The 19,303-nt window shown below is 69.3% G+C and carries 11 protein-coding genes and 1 pseudogene; 8 read left to right on the plus strand and 4 right to left on the minus strand.

Annotated elements, in window-relative coordinates:
* Positions 1-74: 74 nt before the first annotated feature.
* The 6 genes from Acor_RS24815 (at position 75) to Acor_RS24840 (ending at position 4,662) form a co-directional block, all read left to right on the plus strand.
* Positions 75-716, plus strand: coding sequence for a hypothetical protein (locus Acor_RS24815; RefSeq protein ID WP_155339145.1), 642 nt, complete (start codon positions 75-77; stop codon positions 714-716).
* Between the two features lie 78 nt (positions 717-794).
* On the plus strand, positions 795-1,466 hold the full coding sequence (locus tag Acor_RS24820) for a response regulator transcription factor (protein WP_155339146.1): 672 nt from the start codon (positions 795-797) through the stop codon (positions 1,464-1,466).
* 70 nt (positions 1,467-1,536) lie between these two features.
* The gene (locus Acor_RS24825; RefSeq protein ID WP_155339147.1) at positions 1,537-2,274 is read left to right on the plus strand and encodes a VOC family protein; all 738 of its coding nucleotides are present in this window, start codon (positions 1,537-1,539) and stop codon (positions 2,272-2,274) included.
* A 164-nt stretch (positions 2,275-2,438) separates the two neighbouring features.
* Entirely contained in the window at positions 2,439-2,846 is a 408-nt protein-coding gene (locus tag Acor_RS24830; RefSeq protein ID WP_155339148.1) for a YciI family protein, read from the plus strand.
* Complete coding sequence (locus Acor_RS24835) at positions 2,843-3,988, plus strand: RNA polymerase sigma factor (protein ID WP_155339149.1); 1,146 nt, start codon at positions 2,843-2,845, stop codon at positions 3,986-3,988. Before Acor_RS24830 ends, Acor_RS24835 begins: the two co-directional genes overlap by 4 nt.
* 149 nt (positions 3,989-4,137) lie before the next feature.
* Positions 4,138-4,662, plus strand: a complete 525-nt coding sequence (locus Acor_RS24840; RefSeq protein ID WP_155339150.1) for an RICIN domain-containing protein — start codon at positions 4,138-4,140, stop codon at positions 4,660-4,662.
* A gap of 56 nt (positions 4,663-4,718) precedes the next feature.
* On the opposite strand, the gene Acor_RS24845 is transcribed toward Acor_RS24840, so the two are convergent.
* On the minus strand, positions 4,719-6,365 hold the full coding sequence (locus Acor_RS24845) for a beta-1,3-glucanase family protein (RefSeq protein WP_155339151.1): 1,647 nt from the start codon (positions 6,363-6,365) through the stop codon (positions 4,719-4,721).
* 591 nt (positions 6,366-6,956) lie between these two features.
* On the opposite strand from Acor_RS24845, the gene Acor_RS24850 reads away from it, so the two are divergent.
* On the plus strand, positions 6,957-10,331 hold the full coding sequence (locus Acor_RS24850; RefSeq protein WP_155339152.1) for a glycosyl hydrolase: 3,375 nt from the start codon (positions 6,957-6,959) through the stop codon (positions 10,329-10,331).
* Positions 10,332-10,415: 84 nt separating this feature from the next.
* Here Acor_RS24850 and Acor_RS24855 read toward each other — a convergent pair whose 3' ends face one another.
* Positions 10,416-10,673, minus strand: a complete 258-nt coding sequence (locus tag Acor_RS24855; protein ID WP_155339153.1) for a hypothetical protein — start codon at positions 10,671-10,673, stop codon at positions 10,416-10,418.
* 79 nt (positions 10,674-10,752) lie between these two features.
* On the opposite strand from Acor_RS24855, the pseudogene Acor_RS24860 reads away from it, so the two are divergent.
* Positions 10,753-11,084 (plus strand): annotated as a pseudogene (locus tag Acor_RS24860) (helix-turn-helix transcriptional regulator); the annotation flags it as partial.
* Positions 11,085-11,134: 50 nt separating this feature from the next.
* Here Acor_RS24860 and Acor_RS24865 read toward each other — a convergent pair.
* Positions 11,135-14,272: a glycosyl hydrolase family 95 catalytic domain-containing protein gene (locus Acor_RS24865; protein ID WP_155339154.1), complete on the minus strand. Its 3,138-nt coding sequence runs from the start codon at positions 14,270-14,272 to the stop codon at positions 11,135-11,137.
* A gap of 283 nt (positions 14,273-14,555) precedes the next feature.
* Positions 14,556-19,274: an outer membrane protein assembly factor BamB family protein gene (locus Acor_RS24870; RefSeq protein WP_155339155.1), complete on the minus strand. Its 4,719-nt coding sequence runs from the start codon at positions 19,272-19,274 to the stop codon at positions 14,556-14,558.
* Between the last annotated feature and the right edge of the window lie 29 nt (positions 19,275-19,303).

The following is a 19,303-nucleotide window of genomic DNA, read 5'->3' on the forward strand; positions in this document are numbered from 1 at the left end:
TCGGCCAGCCCCGCTGGTGGGCCGCTCCGGTGGCGGCGAGGCTGACGGACGTCGGCACAACCCGAGGAGCACCCATGAACTTCGACGTCCCAGGTACGATGAGCCCTGCCGCGTCCCGCGTCTTCGGCCTGGCCACCGTGGCCGGTCCCCTGCTGCTGCTCGGCAGCACCATCGCCTTCCTCACCGAGAACGGCGTCAACGACGGCGTCCTCGGCGGCATGATCGGCCTCTGGTCCACCTTCGCGCTGGCTGTCGCGTTCACCGGCATCTACCGGATCATCGAACCCCGGGCTCCCCGCGTCGGGCCGATCTTCGGCGCCGTCGCCGTCACCGGCTTCACCGCCGGCGCCGCGTTCAACCTGCAAGCCATGTATCTGGCCGTGTACGGAAAGGACCTGCTCTCCGACGTCATGGAGGGCACGCTGCCGGACGTCCCGGCCCACACCTTCCTCGCCTTCCTCCCGTGGGGCTGGCTCGTCCCGCTCTCCCTGGTCGCCACCGGGATCCTGCTCTGGCGTACCCGCCTGGCGCCGGCCTGGTCCGCGGCCCTGCTCGTCCTCAGCGGAGTCCTGTTCATCTCCTCCCGCCCGGCCCGCATCGACCAACTGGCCCTCGCCTGCGACATCGCCCTCGTAATCGCCCTGGTCCCGATCGGCTGGTCCATGCTCGCCCGCCGCCGCACCGTCGCCGAAGTGCTGTCAGCACCATCGGCCTGACGCCCGAACACCGTCGTGTCGGCCCAATCGTGCCGACGGATTCCGCGTATCCCGCCGTGCACTACGGTGTGGCCTACTATGCGGATCCGTCTGGTCGTAGCCGAGGACAGCTACCTCATCCGTGAGGGTCTGCGGTTGCTGCTCGCCACCCAGGACTACGTCGATCTCGTCGCCAGCGTGGCGAGCCTGCCGGAGCTGACCGCGGTCGTCGACGAGCACCTTCCCGACGTCGTCCTCACCGATGTACGGATGCCACCCGGCGACCGGGACGAAGGAATCCGGTTCGCCGAGGGGCTGACCAGCTCGCATCCCCGGATCGGCGTCGTGGTGCTGTCCCAGCACCTCGAACCGGATTGGGCGCTGAGACTGTTCGCCGCCGGCGCCTCCGGACGGGCGTACCTGCTCAAAGAGCGCGTCGGCGACGCCGCGCAGCTCCGCAACGCCATCGAATCCGTGGCGGCGGGCGGTTCATTCCTGGATCCGCACGTCGTGGAAGCACTCGTGCGGACCCGCACCCGGCAGGCGCCGTCGCCACTGGCTTCGCTGACCCCACGCGAGCGGGAAGTCCTCGCCCTGATCGCCACCGGCCTGTCCAACACCGCGATCATGAACCGCCTGGTGCTCAGCGAACGAACCGTGGAAAAGCACATCACCTCCCTGCTGGCCAAGTTCGACCTCGACCCCGCCGACCCCCAGGTGAACCGCCGAGTCCGAGCCGTCCTGCTCTACCTCTCATCCCAGAACCCGTAGCTGGGTGGGTTGCTTTGGGCCGCTCAGATTACCTCCTGGCGTTGCAGAGCGGGTGCATAGGATCGCCTGCATGGCATTGCGACCTGTTCAGGTGAACATCAAGGCTCTGGATCATTCGGCGGTCGGCCGGTTCTGGGCGGAGGCTCTCGGCTGGAGTGTTTTCAGTGGCGTGACCACCTACGTCGCACCCGTCGGCGACTTCGTTTGGCCGGATCCGGTCGCCGTCTGCGTCGATGTTGTTCCCGTCCCGGAGCCCAAGACGACAACGAAGAACCGTGTGCACCTTGATCTCGCCACCACCTCCGCGGCCCATCAGGCGGAGTTGGTCGCGCGTCTCATGGATCTCGGTGCGATGCCGGCTGACGTGGGTCAGGGCGAAGTGCCGTGGACGGTCCTCGCCGATCCGGAGGGCAACGAGTTCTGCGTGCTGGAGCCTCGGGAGGTCTACCGGGACACCGGGCCGATCGCCGCCGTGGTGGTCGACTGCGTGGATCCGCGGGTCATGGCCCGGTTCTGGGACGAGGCGATGGATTGGACCCTGCACGAGGTGACTGACGATCATGCGGTGTTGCGTTCCGCCAAGGGTGTCGGCCCGTATCTGGAGTTCCTCCGCAAACCCGGCGTGAAGACCGTGCCAGATCGCGTCCATCTTGACCTGCTGCCGTACCCCGGTGATGACAAAGCAGCGGAGGTGGCCCGGCTGCGGGCCCTCGGCGCCACCGACCTCGACCTCGGCCAGGGCGACGTCCCGTGGACATGCCTGGCCGACCCGGAGGGCCACGAGTTCTGCGTCCTCGCCCTGTCCTGACACCGGTGGTAGGGGCTAGGCGGCCTTCGTCGTCCCAGGTCAGCGTGTAGGGCGAAGAAGTCCGCCAGGAAATGTCGCGGTGGCATGTCGAGAACCCGCGCCCGGCTCCGTCCCCGGCAGTGAACACGGCCACAATGGGCCGTACCGCACCGAGGAGAAATACGATGGCCAAGTACCTGCTGCTCAAGCACTACCGGGGCGCGCCGGCACCGGTCAACGACGTGCCGATGGAGCAGTGGACGCCGGAGGAGCTTTCGGCCCATGTGCAGTACATGCTTGACTTCGCCGCTCGGCTTGAGGGCACCGGCGAGTTCGTCGACACGCAGGCGCTTTCCCCGGAGGGCACGTTCGTCCGGTACGACGGCGAGGGGCGGCCGCCGGTCACCGACGGCCCGTTCGCGGAGACCAAGGACCTGATCGCCGGCTGGATGGTGATCGACGTCGAGACCTACGAGCGGGCGCTCGAACTGGCCGGCGAACTGTCCGCGGCTCCGGGTGCGGGTGGGAAGCCGATCCACGAGTGGCTTGAGGTGCGCCCCTTCCTGGCCGAACCGCCCACGGTGACCGAGTGAACGAGTCGCTGCTGCGGGAGCTGGTGCCCGCGGTGATCGGTCTCCTCCTCCGTCGCGGAGCCGACTTCGCGGCGGCCGAGGACGCCGTGCAGGACGCCCTGGTCGAGGCCGTCCGCGTGTGGCCGGACAGCCCGCCGCAGGACCCCAAGGGCTGGCTGGTCACCGTGGCCTGGCGTAAGTTCCTCGACGCCGCCCGTGCCGATAGTTCCCGACGGCACCGCGAGGTACGCGTCGAGGGCGAGCCCATGCCCGGCCCTGGCGAGGCGGCGGACGACACACTCCGGCTGTACTTCCTGTGCGCGCACCCGTCCCTGACACCGGCCTCGGCCGTCGCGCTCACGCTGCGCGCGGTCGGCGGCCTGACCACGCGTCAGATCGCGCGGGCCTACCTGGTGCCGGAGGCGACCATGGCCCAGCGGATCAGCAGGGCCAAGCGGACCGTCTCGGGCGCCCAGTTCAACCAGCCAGGGAACGTCGCCACGGTGCTGCGTGTGCTCTACCTGGTCTTCAACGAGGGCTACTCCGGCGACGTCGACCTCGTCGCCGAGGCGATCCGGCTCACTCGCCAGCTGGCGGCCAGGACCAAACACGAGGAGGTCGCGGGCCTGCTCGCGCTCATGCTGCTGCACCACGCCCGGCGGCCGGCACGGACCGGCCCCGACGGCAGGCTCGTGCCCCTCGCCGAGCAGGACCGCAGCCGGTGGAACACCCGCCTGATCGCCGAGGGTGTCGACGTGCTCCAGAAAGCCCTCACCCGCGACCGCCTGGGCGAGTTCCAGGCCCAGGCCGCCATCGCCGCGCTGCACGCCGACGCCCAGGCCGCCGAGGAGACCGACTGGGTGCAGATCGTCGAGTGGTACGACGAACTGGTGCGCCTCACCGACAGCCCGGTGGCCCGCCTCAACCGGGCCGTCGCGGTCGGCGAGGCCGACGGCCCGCGGGCCGGCCTGGCCGCCCTGGCGGAGCTCGACCCCGCCCTGCCCCGCCACACCGCCGCAGCGGCGTACCTGCACGAGCGTGACGGTGACCCGGTGACCGCGGCACGGCTCTACGCCGAAGCCGCCCGATCAGCGTCCAACCTCCCCGAACGCGACCATCTCACGCGACAGGCCGCACGGCTCAACGCGCAACTGCGCAGTTGACCGGCGTTCACCGCCCGGATTCGCCGCGATCCTGGACACGCTGGGCAGCCCGCCCGTTCTCTCAGAGCGGACAACCTAGATCAACACGAGGGGTGATCATCTTTTAGCGTGAAAGAGATCTATGTCCACAACAGAAAGGCTGTTCTGTCATGAAACGAATCCTGCGCCGTGTCGGAGGGGTGCTGGGTGGCCTGCTGATGGTGTGGACGGTCGTCGGGGTCGCGGCTCCCGCGTCCGCCGCCGTGCCGTACACGGTCTACATCCGGCAGGAGGTGGCTCTGACGCGCAGTCTCGGCATCCTCGGCACCGCCGAGACGCGGGACCCGGTGAACGAGCTGCTCGGCTCGGCCAAGTTATGGGAGATGAACCACATCCAGACCTACCAGGGCTCGTGGGTGGTGACCTTCGAGTACAGCAACTCCAACCTCTGCCTGGACAAGTCCATGGACACCACCGGGAACACCAACGTGTACCTCTATCCCTGTAGCGGGGCACAGAACCAGAAGTGGCTGCTCCAGAAGACGGGCTCGATCTCCGGGGCGAACCTCCACTACATCCGGACGTTCTACCAGGGCGTCGGCGGGGGAGCCTGCCTGAAGACCAACACCACCGGTCTCTCCTCGGTGGGCGCGTGCAACGCCGACGTGGACGAATACGCCATTTACGCCCTCTGATGTTCCGTTAAAAGGGGTAGAGCAGGCGGCGTCGCAGCGTGACGCCGCCTGCTTCGTCAGGGTTGGATGACGAATCGGAACGACTGCGCGCCGCTGCCGTTGCAGGTGTACTGCACCAACTGGACGCTGTCGGCGGTGGACGCGCCGGGTACGTCGGCGCACTTGCCGCTGTGCCGGGCCGTGAAGTGGTAGTAACCGCCGCCTTCGGAAACGGCCAGCCATTGCTGGTTGTTGCCGCCGCCATAGGCCCAGAGGTGCAGCAACGCGTTGTCCGCGGTGGACACCCCGCTCACGTCCAGCACCTGGGCGGGGTTGTTGCGGTTGTTGATCCGCACGTAGCCGCCGCTGGTGGGCTGGAGCTGGAACTGCTGCGCGTAGGAGTTGTTGCAGGTGTACTGCTGGATCGCCGTCCCGTTCGCGGTGCCGGAGGAACGGGCGTCAAGGCACTTGCCGCTGGTCTTGTTGACCAGGCTGACCCACGAGGCCGGGGGATTGGGGTCCACGGGGCCGCCGGCGCCGAACGGGCTCAGGATGATGCCGGCCGAGCGCGGGTCGCCGTCGTGCACCAGCGATTCGAAGGCGCCGACGTCGTCGAAGGCGAAGGCGTAGGCTTTCCTGTCGACCATGTTCGCGTGAATGATCTTCGCGTACTGGTTGGTCGGGTTGTTGAGGTAGAACTGGGACGCGTCCAGGCTGGGCTGGGTGTCGATGGTGCCGAGGGTGCCGCGGTTCAGGGCGGCGCACAGCGTGCGGGCGATCGGCCCGACGACCTGGTCGTTGGGCGCGTGCAGGTTGCCGTCACAGCCCCAGACATGGGCGCTGGTCGGCTTGTTGAACGACGCGACCTGCTGTCCGGCGGAGTTGGTGAAGTTCATGACGTTGCCGCTGGTCCGGCCGAAGTACCTGATGGCGGGCTGGTCGGTGAACGGCACCACCGTCAGCGTCCTGCCGGTGTAGGCGTTCCACGCCGACGTGATGTATCCGTCCAGGTAGGTGGGGCTGAACAGGCCGGCGTCGGCCGCCTTGCCCGGCGCGAGGACGCGCAGCACGGTGCCGTCGGAACGGGTGTAGGCGGTGTTCGCCCACCCGGCCTGCGCCCGGATCGAGTTGATCGTGGTCTGGCGCCCGTTGGAGACGACGTCGCCGGTGCGCTTGGTGGCCCCGCTGGCGCCGGTCACGGTGACGGCGTGCGGGACGGCGAACATGTCGACCTGGGAGCTGTTGAGCCAGAGCCCGGCGTCGTTGTAGGTGAACTCGCTCCAGTCGAACAGGATGTCGCGGTTCGCGTCGCCGCCCGCCCACGGCGCGGGTTGCACCAGTCCGTCGGGGGTCAGGAAGAACTTGAGTTTCTCGCCGAAGGAGAAGTACGCCCGGCCGGAGAAGCCGCGCGGGAACCGGATCGTCGTGCTGGCACCGTTTCCGGGTCCGGCGATGGACGCGTCCGGGGCCGGTGACGGCGGAATCTGGCCGCCGGTCCAGGGCACGAAGGTGCCGGCCGCGTTGACGTAGCCGAGCCGGCCGGTGCTGAGGTTGACGCCGATCACGTATAGATAGACCGCGTCGGCGCGGCCGGTGCTGTTGGTGACGGTCACGGGCAGGAGAGCGGGTCCGATCGCCTGGGCGGGCGCGGCGGCGGCGAGCGCGATCGGGATGGCCATGGCGATCGCGGCCAGGGTGCCTAAGACCCTTCGCTTGGTAGGCATTGCGAAAGTCCTCACATTCGTCGAGTGATGACGGTCGCTGGCTTCGCCGGGGGCTGAGGGCGGCTCAGGCAAGAGGAGCGGGACGGGTTCCCTCGCGAGGCGAAGATTCACGAGCACTCATCCTGGAAGAGCGTTTAGCGGGGAGAGCGCTCTCGCAGATTAGGCCGGGCTCCATCGCTCGTCAATGGACGAAGTGCTACGGGCGCTCCACGCGCGCCTCGCGCGGTCCGCCGCGGGAGAACCCGCTTGGCGGCATCCGCCGGTAGACGTCGCGGCTCGCGACCGAGGGCGTGCGGCGGCCGGGGCGGCTTCGGCGCCGCGACACCGGACCGCATTGACCTGCACCGGAGGGATTAACCTCCGGGCAATCAGCCAGAAACATTGACGAGAGGCGTTCCGGGCACTAGTTTCCGCGCTGAGAGAGCGCTCTCTTCGCCGTGGAGGGAGCCCGTCCCACGGGACGCTTTCCCCGGTGCGTCCCCGATTCCACTGCGAAACCCAGACATCACCCGCTGTAGCCCCCGATCCGCCCGCACCCCGACTCCGCACACCCCGACTCCGCACACCCCGGTCGTCCACAACGGAGGAAAAATGGACCAGCCCATTGGGGCCCACTTACCGGGCGCCTCGCCGCCCAGCGCCGGCCCGCCGGCTCGCCGTACCGCGTCGCGGTCGGTCGTGGTCAGCGTGGTGCTGGCGATGATCGCCGCGATGCTCGCCTTCGTGGCCAGCACGCCTGCCGCCCAGGCGGCCACGGTCGGCGCCGGGTCGTACACCGAGACGCTGCCGGCCGGCCGTGCGCTGCCGGTCGGCTGCGGATCGCTGTCGACCAACCCGCGCGCCTACGTCACGGCGAACGCCCCCGCCGGCGCGGTCCCCACCAATGACTGGTGGTCGTCGCTGCTGTTCAAGAAGTTCGACTGCGCCTACAGCGAGCCGCTGCACGCGCACCCGATCTCGTACGACACGGTCGCCGGCGGCCTCGGCTTCTCCTACAACACCGTCGCCGCGATCAGCGGCACCGCGACCGGCGTCGGGGAGTACCACTACCCGTACGTGCAGGACATCCTGGTCGGCGTGACCGGGCTGAACTCGCCGGACGCCAAGGTGGACGGCTGGACCGACTGGACGGTCACCCCGTACTGGAGTGACGGCACGCGGACGCTGAAGGCCACCATCGGGCACGGCCTGCCGTTCGCCTACTTCCAGAAGACCGGCGGCAACGCGCAGATCACCACCAGCGGGACCCCGACCGTGTGGTCCAACAGCGGCGCGACCATCGGGTTCACCGTCAACGGCAAGGACTACCTGGGCTTCGCCCCCAGCGGCTCGACCTGGACGGTCAGCGGGACCAGCATCTCCTCGACGCTGAACGGGCAGAACTACTTCTCGGTCGCGGTGCTGCCGACGACGCCGTCGACCCCGGCGGCCACCCGTACCAGCCTGGCGACCACCTACGCGCAGTACGCTCACGCGCACGTCACCGGCACCCGGGTGTCGTACTCGTACAACCCGAGCAACTCCAACGTCAGCACCACCTACACCTTCACCACCACGGCCCGGGAGGGCAGCGCGACCGGCACCGTCATCGCGCTCTACCCGCACCAGTGGAACTACCTGACCGGCTCGACGCCGCTGGCGCAGACCTACATCTCGGCGCGCGGCCAGATGAAGGTGGTCACCGGCAACTCCTTCAGCACCACGATGAAGTTCCAGGGTGTGCTGCCCGAGATCCCGGCGGTCGGCGACAACTCCGGCGGCGACCTGACCACCGTCACCAACTACCTGAACGCGGAGCTCGGCGACCCCACGGCCGGCCTCGGCGACGACACCTACTGGACCGGCAAGGGCCTGGGCCGGGCGGCGCGCATCGCGGAGATCGCCGACCAGCTCAACCTGACCGCCGTCCGGGACTCGGCGCTCAACCGCATCCGGACCAGGCTCAACGACTGGTTCACCGCCAGCGCGGGCAAGACCAGCCGGGTCTTCTACTACAACGCGGCCTGGGGCACCCTGCTCGGCTACCCGGCCTCGTACGGCTCGGACGCCGAGCTCAACGACCACCACTTCCACTACGGCTACTACATCGCGGCCGCGGCGACGCTGGCGAAGTTCGACCCGAACTGGGCGACCAACGGCCAGTACGGCGGCATGGTCGACTTGCTGATCAGGGACGCCAACAACTACGACCGCAACGACACCCGCTTCCCGTACCTGCGTGACTTCGACATCTACGCGGGTCACGACTGGGCGGCCGGGCACGGCGCGTTCGGCTCCGGCAACAACCAGGAGTCCTCCTCGGAAGGGATGAACTTCGCCAACGCCCTGATCCAGTGGGGTCAGGCGACCGGCAACACCGCCGTCCGCGACGCCGGCGTGTTCATCTACGCCACCCAGTCCGCGGCGATCCAGGAGTACTGGTTCGACGTGCGCAACCAGAACTTCCCGTCCACCTTCGGGCACTCCACGGTCGGCATGGTCTGGGGCTCCGGCGGCGCGTACGCCACCTGGTTCAGCGGCGAGCCCGAGATGATCCAGGGCATCAACATGCTGCCGATCACCGGTGGCCACTTCTACCTCGGCGAGTACCCGGCCTACGTGGCGACCAACTACAACGAGCTGGTCACCAACAACGGCGGCCCACCGACCGTCTGGCAGGACATCCTCCAGGAATTCCGGGCGCTCGGCGACGGACCGGCCGCTCTGGCGGCCTTCCAGGCCAACCCGGGATACACCTCAGAGGAGGGTGAGAGCAAGGCGCACACCTTCCACTGGCTGCGCAACCTGGCCTCGCTGGGCACGGTGGACACCACGGTCACCGCGAACCACCCGCTGGCGAAGGTCTTCGTCAAGAACGGGGTACGGACCTACGTCGCCTCCAACATCACCAACAGCTCGCTGACGGTGACCTTCTCCAACGGCACGACGCTGACCGCGCCGGCCGGCAAGACCGTCACCTCGGGCCTATTCACCTGGAGCGGCGGCAACGCGAACGGGGGAGGCACGCCGACCAGCCCGTCGCCCAGCCCGAGCCCGTCGCCCTCGCCGTGCGACTCCACGCTGCTCTCGCAGGGCCGGCCGGCCACCTCGTCGAGCATCGAGGCCGGCTACCCGGCCAACCTGGCGTTCGACGGCAACGGGGCCACCCGCTGGGCGAGCGCGTTCAGCGACCCGCAGTGGATCCAGGTGGACCTCGGCTCGGTGCAGAACATCTCGGCGGTGCAGCTGACCTGGGAGGCCGCTTACGGGCGGTCGTACCAGATCCAGACCTCCACCAACGGGACGACCTGGACCAACATCTACACCACCACCACCGGTGACGGCGGCACCGACAACCTGGTGACGTCCGGGTCGGGCCGCTACGTGCGGCTCAACGGTACGGCGCGCGGCACCGCATGGGGCTACTCGCTGTGGGAGTTCAAGGTCTTCGGCGGCGGCGTCTGCACCAGCCCGTCGCCCAGCCCATCACCCAGCCCGTCGCCCTCACCGCCCGGCCAGTTCGCCGCCAACCGGTACCCGCAGTCGAACGGCACGCTGCCGGGGACGACGGGTGCGGCCGGCAGCGTCACGCTGGCCGCGGCCAACGGCAACCGCGACGGTGTCCCGACCAACGCCGCCGTCTACAACGCCACCGGACTGACCGCCACGTTCAGCGGCGCGGCCACCACGTTCGACGTGTTCGTGGACGCCGGGGCCAACGTCGGCAACGCCACACAGGTCAGGGTCTCCTACGACCTGACCGGCAACGGCAGCTGGGACCGGGTGGAGACGTACACGTACTTCGCCACCGACCCGGTGAGCGGCTGGGAGCACTACACCCAGGCGGCCGGGGTGAAGACGGCCACCGGCGCGCTCGGCAACCTGGCCAACGGCTCGGTACGGGTCGAGGTCTGGAGCGCGATCGGCTCCACCACGACCAACCTCGGGATCGGCAACCAGAGCGTCATCCGGCTGCCCTTCGCATAACCGATGATGGCGGCGGGCCGCCCGTACGGCCCGCCGCCATCCACCGTCCGGTAGGCGGACAACGCACTGATCGACTCTGCTCGTTCACCTGAAGGCGGCGAAGAACTCACGGATGTCGCCGAGCAACAGGTCGGGCGCCTCCATCGCGGCGAAGTGTCCGCCGCGGTCGAAGTCTGACCAGCGCACGACATTGTTGACCTTCTCCTCATCTCGGCGCAGGGCGATGTCCTGGACGGTGAACAGCGCCACGGCCAGCGGCACGGAAGACGGTTCCTGTTCACCCCACGCGTGCCCGTCCTCGTAGTAGGTCGTCCGCGCCGACGCTGGGGTAGGTCGTGCCACCGTTGACGTGCACCGCGACGACACTGCCGGGAGCCTCCAGGCCCAGCGCGCGGGAGATTCCGCTGCCGAAGCCGCCGCCCTGGGCCTGCTCAGACTGCTGTCGCTTGTTGCAGACCCATCGCCAATGGTCGGGCGCGGAACCGGCCGATCGACTCAGGGTGAGCCCGCGCACCGTCCGCCGCGACGTCGACCGGCTGCGTGAGCTGGGTTACGCCGTGCACGCCGTCGCGGGGGCGTCGGGATATTGGCTCGGCGCCGGGTCCGACCTGCCGCCGCTGCTGCTGGACGATGAGGAGGCGGTGGCGGTCGCCGTGGGGTTGCGCACCGCCGCGGGCGTGACCGGCATCGAGGACAGCTCGGTGCGAGCGCTGGCCAAGCTGGAGCAGGTGCTTCCATCCCGGCTGCGCCACGCGTCTGAATGGGCCGGAGTCTCCGGCCCATTCAGGGCGCCCTTGTTCCGGTTAGCCGGAGACGGTGAACGAGTCCAGGTCGAACAGGAAGCCCGAGCCTCCGGTGAAGACCAGGTACAGCGGGCCGGAGGCCGACCCGGACAGTGTCGTGGAGACTGTCGCGTGGGTGTCCCAGCCGCCCGTCGGGGTCACCGCGACCGAGCCCAGCAACGTGCCCGTGGCCGAGCCCGACCGCACCTGGATGGTGCCGCCGGAGCCGGCCGAGGACACCCGGGCGCTGAAGCTGCGCAGGCCCGAGGTGTTCACCCCCGAGTACGCCGCCCAGTCGCCGTTCTCGATGTAACCGATCGAGAAGCCGCCCTGCGCGTTCGGGTGGTCGGCGGGCTGCACCCCGCTCTGCGAGGTGTAGGCCTCGCCCTGGACGGTCTGCGGCTGCGGGCCGCCGCCGGAGGTCGACACGGTGATGGTGTCCACGTCGAGCAGACTTCCCGAGCCTCCGGTGAAGACCAGGTACAGCGGGCCCGTGCCCGAGCCGGTCAGCGTCGTCGACACCGTCGTGAAGGTGTCCCAGCCTCCGGTCGGCGCGACCGCCACCGAGCCGAGCAGGGTGCCGGTCTGCGACCCCGAACGGATCTGGATGGTGCCGCCGGGTCCGCCCGAGGACACCCGGGCGCTGAAGGTGCGCAGGCCCGCGGTGCTGACCTGCGAGTAGGCCGCCCAGTCGCCGTTGTCGATGTAGCCGACGGTCTGGCCGCCACTGGCGGTGGCGTGGCCCGCGCTCTGGACGCCGGACTGCGAGGTGAAGGCCTCACCCTCGACGGTCTGGCTGTTCCCCCCGCCGGTGGTGGTGGTGAAGCTGATCGTGTACGTCTTCCCCGCGGTCGCCCCCCAGCTCAGCGTGTCACCGGTCCGGGTGGCGGTGACGGTCGCGCCGGTCTCGTCCTTGACCTGGTAGGCGCCGGTGGCGGCGGCGGTGCGGACCTTGATCGGGGCGGTCTTCGCGGTCCGCAGCGTGACCGTCTCGGCCGCGCCCGACTTCCAGGTGGTGTCGACGGTGATGTCGCCACGCGCCTTGAGACCCGTCACCGCGCCGTTCGCCCAGGTGCCGGGCAGGGCGGGCAGCACGTGCACGGTGTCGTGCTGGCTCTGGACGAGCATCTCGGCGACGCCGGAGGTCGCGCCGAAGTTGCCGTCGATCTGGAACGGCGGGTGGGTGTCCCACAGGTTGTCGAGCGTGGACGACTTGAGCTGTTCGGACAGGAGCTTGTGGGCGCGGTTGCCGTCGAGCAGCCGGGCCCAGAAGTTGATCTTCCAGGCCTTGGACCAGCCGGTGCCGCCGTCGCCGCGGGCGTTCAGCGAGACCCGGGCGGCGTTCGCCTGGGCCGTGCCCGGGAGGATCTGGTTGCTCGGGTGCAGGGCGAACAGGTGCGAGACGTGGCGGTGGGTGTCGGTCTGGGAGTCCCAGTCGGTCTTCCACTCCTGGAGCTGGCCCCAGCTTCCGATGCGCAGGCCCGGGTCCAGGCGGGACAGGGCGGTGGTGAGCTCACCCTGTAGCGCGGTGTCCACGTTCAGCGCGCGGGCGGAGTTCAGGGCGTTGGTGAACACCTCCTTCACGATCTGCTGCGACATGGACGCGCCGGCCGAGAAATCGCCGTTCTCCGGCGAGTAGCTGGGCGAGACCACCAGGCGGTTGTCGCGCGGGTCGGTGTGCAGGAAGTCCAGCCAGAACTCGGCCGCGCCCTTGATCGCCGGGTAGGCGGTGGTGCGCAGGTAGTTGATGTCGCCGTTGAAGCGGTAGCTGTCGTAGAGGTGCTGGGTCGTCCAGGCGGCCGCCTCGGGGAACCAGAACGACTGCGGGTAGTTGTGCACGCCGGTGAAGCCGTAGGGGTTGGTCTCGTTGTTGACCACCCAGCCGCGGGCGCCGTACATGTTCGTGGCGGTGACCCGGCCGGGGGCGACCATGCTGTTGACGTAGCGGTCGTAGGGGCGGGTGGTCTCGCGGAGGTTGGTCTGCTCGGCCGGCCAGTAGTTCATCTGCAGGTTGATGTTGACGTGGTAGTCGGCGTCCCAGGGTGGGTTCACCACGTTGTTCCACACGCCCTGCAGGTTGGCCGGGAGGATGTCGTTCTCCCGGGAGGAGGAGATCAGCAGATAGCGGCCGTAGGCGAAGAACATCGCCTCCAGCGCCCGGTCCTGGGTCGACGAGCCGCCCGTGTAGTTGCTCCGCAGCGTGTTCGTCGGCACGGTCGGGTTCGTCTGGCCGATGTTCAGCTTCACCCGGTCGAACAGGTTCTTGTAGTCGGCCAGGTGGGCGGCCTTCAGGTCGTCGTAGCTCCGGGCCGCCGCCGTGGTGACCCGCGAGGTGACGCCCGCCGCCGGGTCGGTGCCCCGGTAGGTCGGGTACTGATCGGAGTAGTTGGTGCCCGCCGACAGCACCAGCAGCACGCTGTTGGCGCCGGTGACGGTGACCCGGTCGCCGGAGTCGGTGCGGGTGCCGCCCTGGTTGACGACCTGGACCTGGGCCTCGAACTTCAGGCCGTTGCCGGCCAGCGCGCCCTTGATGGTCAGCCGGCCGTTCGAGGCGGTCACGGTCTTGTCGGTACGCGGTGAGGTGTGCCGCAGGGTGAAGGAGACGCGGCCGGTCTGGTTGGCCGAGATGCGGGCCACGATCACGTTGCCGGGGTTGCTGGCGAAGTACTCGCGGGTGTACTCGACACCGCCGGCCGTGTAGCCGACCCGGGCGACCGCCTCGCGCAGGCTGAGCTCCCGGCGATACTCCGTGGTGCTCGACGGCGGGTTGGCGAAGTCGAGGAACAGGTCGCCGAAGGTCTGGTAGGAGCCGAAGTTGTTCTTGCCCTGGCCGAGGGCGTTCGCGACGGTCTGCGGGGCGATCCGCTGGCTCTGGTCGATCTGGGCCTGGATGTTGTCGATGGCCCCCGGGCGGGGGGAGGTCCAGTTCCCGTGGTTGTAGCCGCCGGAGGCGCCGGGGCCGCCGGTCCACAGGGTCTTCTCGTTGAACTGGATCTGCTCGGAGGCCACCCCGCCGAACAACTTGGCGCCCAGCGGGCCGTTGCCGATCGGCAGCGCCTGGGTCTCCCAGTTCGTCGCCGGCGAGTTGTACCACAACGTCAGGTCGTCGGTCGGGGGAAGGGCCAGCGCCGTCGCCTGGCTCTGGGTGATCGCGGTCATGCCCGTGAGCATGACCAACACGGTCAATCCGGCAATGCCTAATCTTCGGCGCACGAGATCCTCCGGTCAGGTGTGGGGGGTCAATCAAGGAAATAGCATCGAAACACCCCTGAAACAAGGCTTGGCATCCGATGTTTCCAGGACTTGAAGCTGATTTCTGACCGGTTGATCCCGATGAGGTGGACTACAGATCGGATGTATTTCGAGTTATCGGAATCCTGGCTCAGCACAATGGCCGGCCCGGTTGGATTCCGGGCCGGCCAGGTGGTGGGGTGGGTACGCGTTACGGCGCGGACACTCCGTCGAGGATGCCCACCGCGTCGGTGCCCGGGGTGACGACGAGCTTGCGGGTGAGGGTGTAGGAGCCGCCCGCCGGCACGTCGACGTGGAACCGGCTCATCACCCAGTTGCCCGCGGCGTAGACGTCGAAGGCGCCGGCCGGCGTGCCGTAGACGAGACCGAAGACCTGCGGATCGGTTCCGGTCATGCCGATGTACGGCTTGGTCGGGACGTAGGCCGCCGTCGCACCCGGCGTCACGATGCCGGCACCGGGGATGACACTGGCTTGGCCGGCCGCGTCGTGGTCCATCGCGTCACCGGTCCACACGCTGAGCGGAGCCGAACCGGAGTTGCTCAACTCCGTCGAGACCGTGGCGAAGTCATCGCCCGGCTTCAGCGTGTACGTCGTCGTCGCCGTCAGACCGGTAAAGCCGCTGACCGGCCCGGACACCCGGACGACGGCCTTGTCGCCGGTCGCCTGGACGATCTGGACGTCGGTCGCCGCCACCGACCGGATGTCCCACGCGCTACCGCCGGTCGGCTGGTCCGCCGAGACATAGGGCAGGTTGATCCAGTCGAACTGGTCGGCCATGCCGCGGACGGCGATGTCGACCGGCTTGCCCCGGGTGCCGCCGGAGAGCTGCGCATCGTTGTAGGCGTCGGCGATCGCCATCGAGAGCTTGTCGTTCTCGAGCATGACGTCGCCGGAGCCCGCCTCGACCAGACCCGAGCCGATCTGCTTACCGTAGCTTGCCTCGACCGTGACCGGGCTCAGCGCGACGTCGGCGACGCCGCTGCCCGCCGCCGGCACGGTGACCGTGCCGGTGGCCGTCTGGTAGCCCAGCTTGGAGACCCGGAGGTCGTACTGACCGGTCGGGGCCTTGACGAGGTACTTGCCCTGGGCGTCGGTGCTCGCGGTCGCGACCACCATGCCGGCCTGCTCGAGGGCGACCCGGGCGCCGGAGACGGCGGCGCCGCCCGCGGTGATCGTGCCGGCCGCGCGCGCGGCGTCCGGGACGGCCGCGTCGTGCAGGTCGATCTCGTCGGCCCACTTCGCGATGGCGCGGGTGGGGTCGCCACCGGCGGTCGCGTAGTCGGTCAGGTGGTAGAAGCTGAACTGCCTGGTGGCGCCGGGCGCCATCGTGGCGTCGTAGTAGAGACCCTCGACGTAGCCGTACGCGCCGACGGCGGCCGGCGTGTCCAGTGCCCACGCGAGGCCGTGGGCGGCCTGGCCGTTCGTGGTGGCCGTGTCGGCGCCGACGTAGACGTACTTCCCGGTCCAGCCCGAGGTCTTCAGGCCCGGGTTGACGCCGCTGAACCCGGGGATCCGGCCGTTGTCGACCGAGCTGTCGGGGTCGATCATGTAGTTGAAGTAGCCCTGGTAGCCCGTCGTGCCGGTGTTGGTCAGCTTGACCGTCATCTTCACGATCGGAGCGCCGGGCAGGGTCTCGTAGCGGACCTGCGCCTTGATGGCCGGGTTCGCCCGGTACTGACCGTTGCCGACCACGGCGGCGCCATCGACCGCGAGGTCGGGCAGGTCCAGCTGGTCGTTCGGCCGGTCCCACGAGTCGGGCGGCGTGAGGCTCGGACGCAGCAGCATCTCGCCCCAGTCGATGGTCTCGGCGCCGTTGACGTCGTTGAGCAGGAGGTCCGACAGCGCGCCCTGGCCCAGACCGCCGACGCCATTGTTGCCGCCGACGCCGTTGTTGCCGGCGGCGTACGGCGTCACGGATGCCCTGATCTTGTCGTTGGCCAGGTAGTAGTACTCCCTGCCCGTGACGGCGTCCGTGCGGGTGCTGCCGTTGCCGTAGTCCGGCGCGTAGATCGACTTGCCGGCGACCGGGTGGGTCACCTTGATCAGCTTCAGGTCGGCCGTCACGTTGCCGGTGGCGCCGACCGTGACGCCGACCGCCGAGCGGTCGTCGGCGATCAGGCCGCGCTTGGCCGCCGTGACGGTCCAGGCCGACGCCGGCAGGCCGATCCGGTAGCGGCCCTGTGCGTCGGTGCTGGTCACCACGGTGTCCTGACCGGCGGCGACGGCGGTGACCTTCGCGCCGGCGATCTCAGCGCCGGTCTCCGGGTCGCTGACCGTGCCGGTCACCGTCGCCCAGCGCTGCGCGGACTCGCCGCCCGGCACGTAGGCGTAGAGGTTGCCGTCCCAGGCGCCCGCCACGACGGTGTTGCCGCTGACGGCCGGTCCCGCGCCCACCCAGGTGCCGATCTCGTGGCTCCACAGGATCTGGCCGGTGTCGGTGGCCAGGGCGTAGAACCTGCCGTTGTTGGCGCCGACGAAGAGCGTGTCGCCGGCCACGACCGGGCTGGACATGACGCCACCGTGGTAGACGTCGCCGGGCAGCGCCCGCTCCCAGAAGAGGTTGCCGGTCTTGGCGTCCAGGGCGACGACGGCGCCGCTCGGGAAGCCCATGTAGACGACGCCGTCCTTGACGGCCGCGGCGCTCGGGGTCGATCCGCTGGAGACGAGCGCGGAACGCGAGCTCTGGTAGGTCCACAGCGTCGCGCCGGTCTTGGCGTCACGCGCGACCATGCCGTTGTTGGCGCCGATGAAGACCTTGCCCTCGGCCGCGGTCGGCACGCCGTCCTGCCAGCTGCCGAGCGACTCGGTTCCGGTCCACTTGCGGGCGCCGGTGGACAGGTCGTAGGCGAGCACGCGGTCGGCGGTCTCGTTGCCGACGTACACGGTGCCGTCCATGACGGCGGGCGTGCCGTCGCTCATGGTCGCGCCGGACATCGGAGAGGCCCAGATCTGCTGCCCGGTACGGGTGTCGAGCGCCTTGAGCACGCCCTGGCTGCCGATGCCGAAGCGGGTCTGGTACGGCCAGAGCACCGTGTGACCGGAGACGGCCGGTGAGTAGTAGCCGTAGGTGCGCTGGTTGTTCGGGGCCGGCGCCTGCTCGGGCACGGCCTTCCAGCGCAGCTTGCCGGTCTCCGCGTCGACGGCGTAGAGCTCCGAGCCGAGGGTCGGCGCGAAGATCAGGCCGTCACCGTAGGCGAGGCTGCCGTGGATCGACTGCGGCACCTCGACGTTCCACAACTCCCTGCCGTTCTTGAGCCGGATGGCGTGGATCCGGCTGTTGCCGTCGCCGTTCTCGTCGCGGGTGCCCGCGTAGACGACGCCGTCGTGGATGACCGGCGACCCGGTGAGGAAGGTGCCTTCGGTGCGGAAGCTCCAGGCGAGGCGGCGGCCCGCCTCCTGCGCCGGCGCGACACCGGAGTGGGACTGGTCGCCGTGGTGCTGGTTCCAGTCGCCACCGGCGACCGGCTTGAGCTCCGGCTCGCCGGTGAGGGTGAAGTCCGCCGACTTGGTCCAGGTCTTGCCGGTCGCGTCGACCACCTGCACGTCGATCCTGTGCTCACCGGGCGTCTGCTGGCTGTTGGGCAGGTTGCCCCGCCAGGTGAACTCACCGCTGCGGTACAGCGGCCGCCAGTTCTTGTCGCCGGCGATCTGGAAGCGCGCCGAGACGACCTCGTCGCCGGTGTCGTAGGCGTTGATCTGTACGTCCGGCATCCCCGCGGCCGGCACCTTCGAGCCCGGCGCGGGGTTGACGATGGTGACGTGCTCGTTCTCGCCGTACATCCGGAACGGGTTGTCGAAGCCCGGGCCCGCCATGTGGATGTAGCGGAAGCCGCGGGGCGCGTTGTCGATCGTGTACGAGCTCGACACGGTCTGGATGTGCTTGGCGGTCGAGGCGAACGCCGACTTGTTCTCGACGTGGTTGGAGTGCTCGTGGCCGACCAGGATCAGCTGCGCCTTGTACTGCTCGAGCACGTCACCGAAGGCGTCGTACGTCGACGGCGAGCCGAACGGGACGTTCATCGGCTGGTGGGTGAGGACGACGACCTCGATGTCGTTACTGGGGTCGTCGTCGAGCGGGACGCTGGCGGCGAGGTCGTCCTTGAGCCAGTTCAGCTCCTCGTCGAACGGCGCGGAGCCGTTGTTCTCGAGCACCACGAAGTGCCGGTTGCCGTAGTTGAACGAGTACCACTCCGGGCCGACGTTCTTGCGGTAGTTGTCGATCCTGTCCGCGTACTCCGACCCGCTCGCGTACTCGTGGTTGCCGACGGCCGGCCACACGCCGACGGCCGACTGCTGGGTGCCGCGACGATAGGTGTCGAACTGTCCCTGGCTGGCGTCGTTGGTGAGGTCGCCGCTGACCGCGATGAAGCGCAGGTCGGTGCCGGTGGAGTTGATCTCGCGGATCTGGTCGGGCAGCTGTGCGTTGACGTGCGGGTCGGCGATGTTGGCCCAGGAGAAGCTGGCGCCGTCGGAGACGCTGTCACGGACGAGCGCGAAGTCCGCGGTCGGCGTGGCGTCGTCGGCGAGCTGGCCGAGGTTGGCCCAGAACCTCGGCTCCTTGTACTGGTCCAGGCCGAACCGGTAGCCGCGGGGCTGGCCGGCCCACACGATGTCGGTCGTGCGGCGGTCGGTGGAGATCGTCAGTGCGTAGGAGCCGTCGGCGGCGGTCGTGGTGGCGACCGTGCCGTCGGAGACGCGTACGCCGGCCAGGCCGGCCTCGCCGGGGTTGCGCTGGCTGTCGCCGTTGGCGTCGACGTACACGACGCCGCGGACGGTGGCTTCTGGTGGGTCGATGGCGGCCGCCGCGTATGACGCGAGCGGGCCCGCCACCACGCTGACGGCGAGCCCCAGCGTGGTGGCGTACAGGACGACGCGCAGGCGCGCGCGCGTCCGTGGTATCGCGGACATCAGGATCCTTCTGGTGGGGGGAGGTGGGT

Origin of the sequence: Acrocarpospora corrugata (assembly GCF_009687845.1) — a bacterium.
GTDB classification, from domain to species: Bacteria; Actinomycetota; Actinomycetes; order Streptosporangiales; family Streptosporangiaceae; genus Acrocarpospora; species Acrocarpospora corrugata.

What these genes read in the sequence shown, in the direction of transcription:
- Acor_RS24865 (WP_155339154.1), bottom strand. Translation starts at nt 14,272, where the DNA reads ATGACCGCGATCACCCAGAGCCAGGCGACGGCGCTGGCCCTTCCCCCG.
- Acor_RS24850 (WP_155339152.1), top strand. Translation starts at nt 6,957, where the DNA reads ATGGACCAGCCCATTGGGGCCCACTTACCGGGCGCCTCGCCGCCCAGC.
- Acor_RS24815 (WP_155339145.1), top strand. Translation starts at nt 75, where the DNA reads ATGAACTTCGACGTCCCAGGTACGATGAGCCCTGCCGCGTCCCGCGTC.
- Acor_RS24825 (WP_155339147.1), top strand. Translation starts at nt 1,537, where the DNA reads ATGGCATTGCGACCTGTTCAGGTGAACATCAAGGCTCTGGATCATTCG.
- Acor_RS24845 (WP_155339151.1), bottom strand. Translation starts at nt 6,365, where the DNA reads ATGCCTACCAAGCGAAGGGTCTTAGGCACCCTGGCCGCGATCGCCATG.
- Acor_RS24830 (WP_155339148.1), top strand. Translation starts at nt 2,439, where the DNA reads ATGGCCAAGTACCTGCTGCTCAAGCACTACCGGGGCGCGCCGGCACCG.
- Acor_RS24870 (WP_155339155.1), bottom strand. Translation starts at nt 19,274, where the DNA reads ATGTCCGCGATACCACGGACGCGCGCGCGCCTGCGCGTCGTCCTGTAC.
- Acor_RS24840 (WP_155339150.1), top strand. Translation starts at nt 4,138, where the DNA reads ATGAAACGAATCCTGCGCCGTGTCGGAGGGGTGCTGGGTGGCCTGCTG.
- Acor_RS24820 (WP_155339146.1), top strand. Translation starts at nt 795, where the DNA reads ATGCGGATCCGTCTGGTCGTAGCCGAGGACAGCTACCTCATCCGTGAG.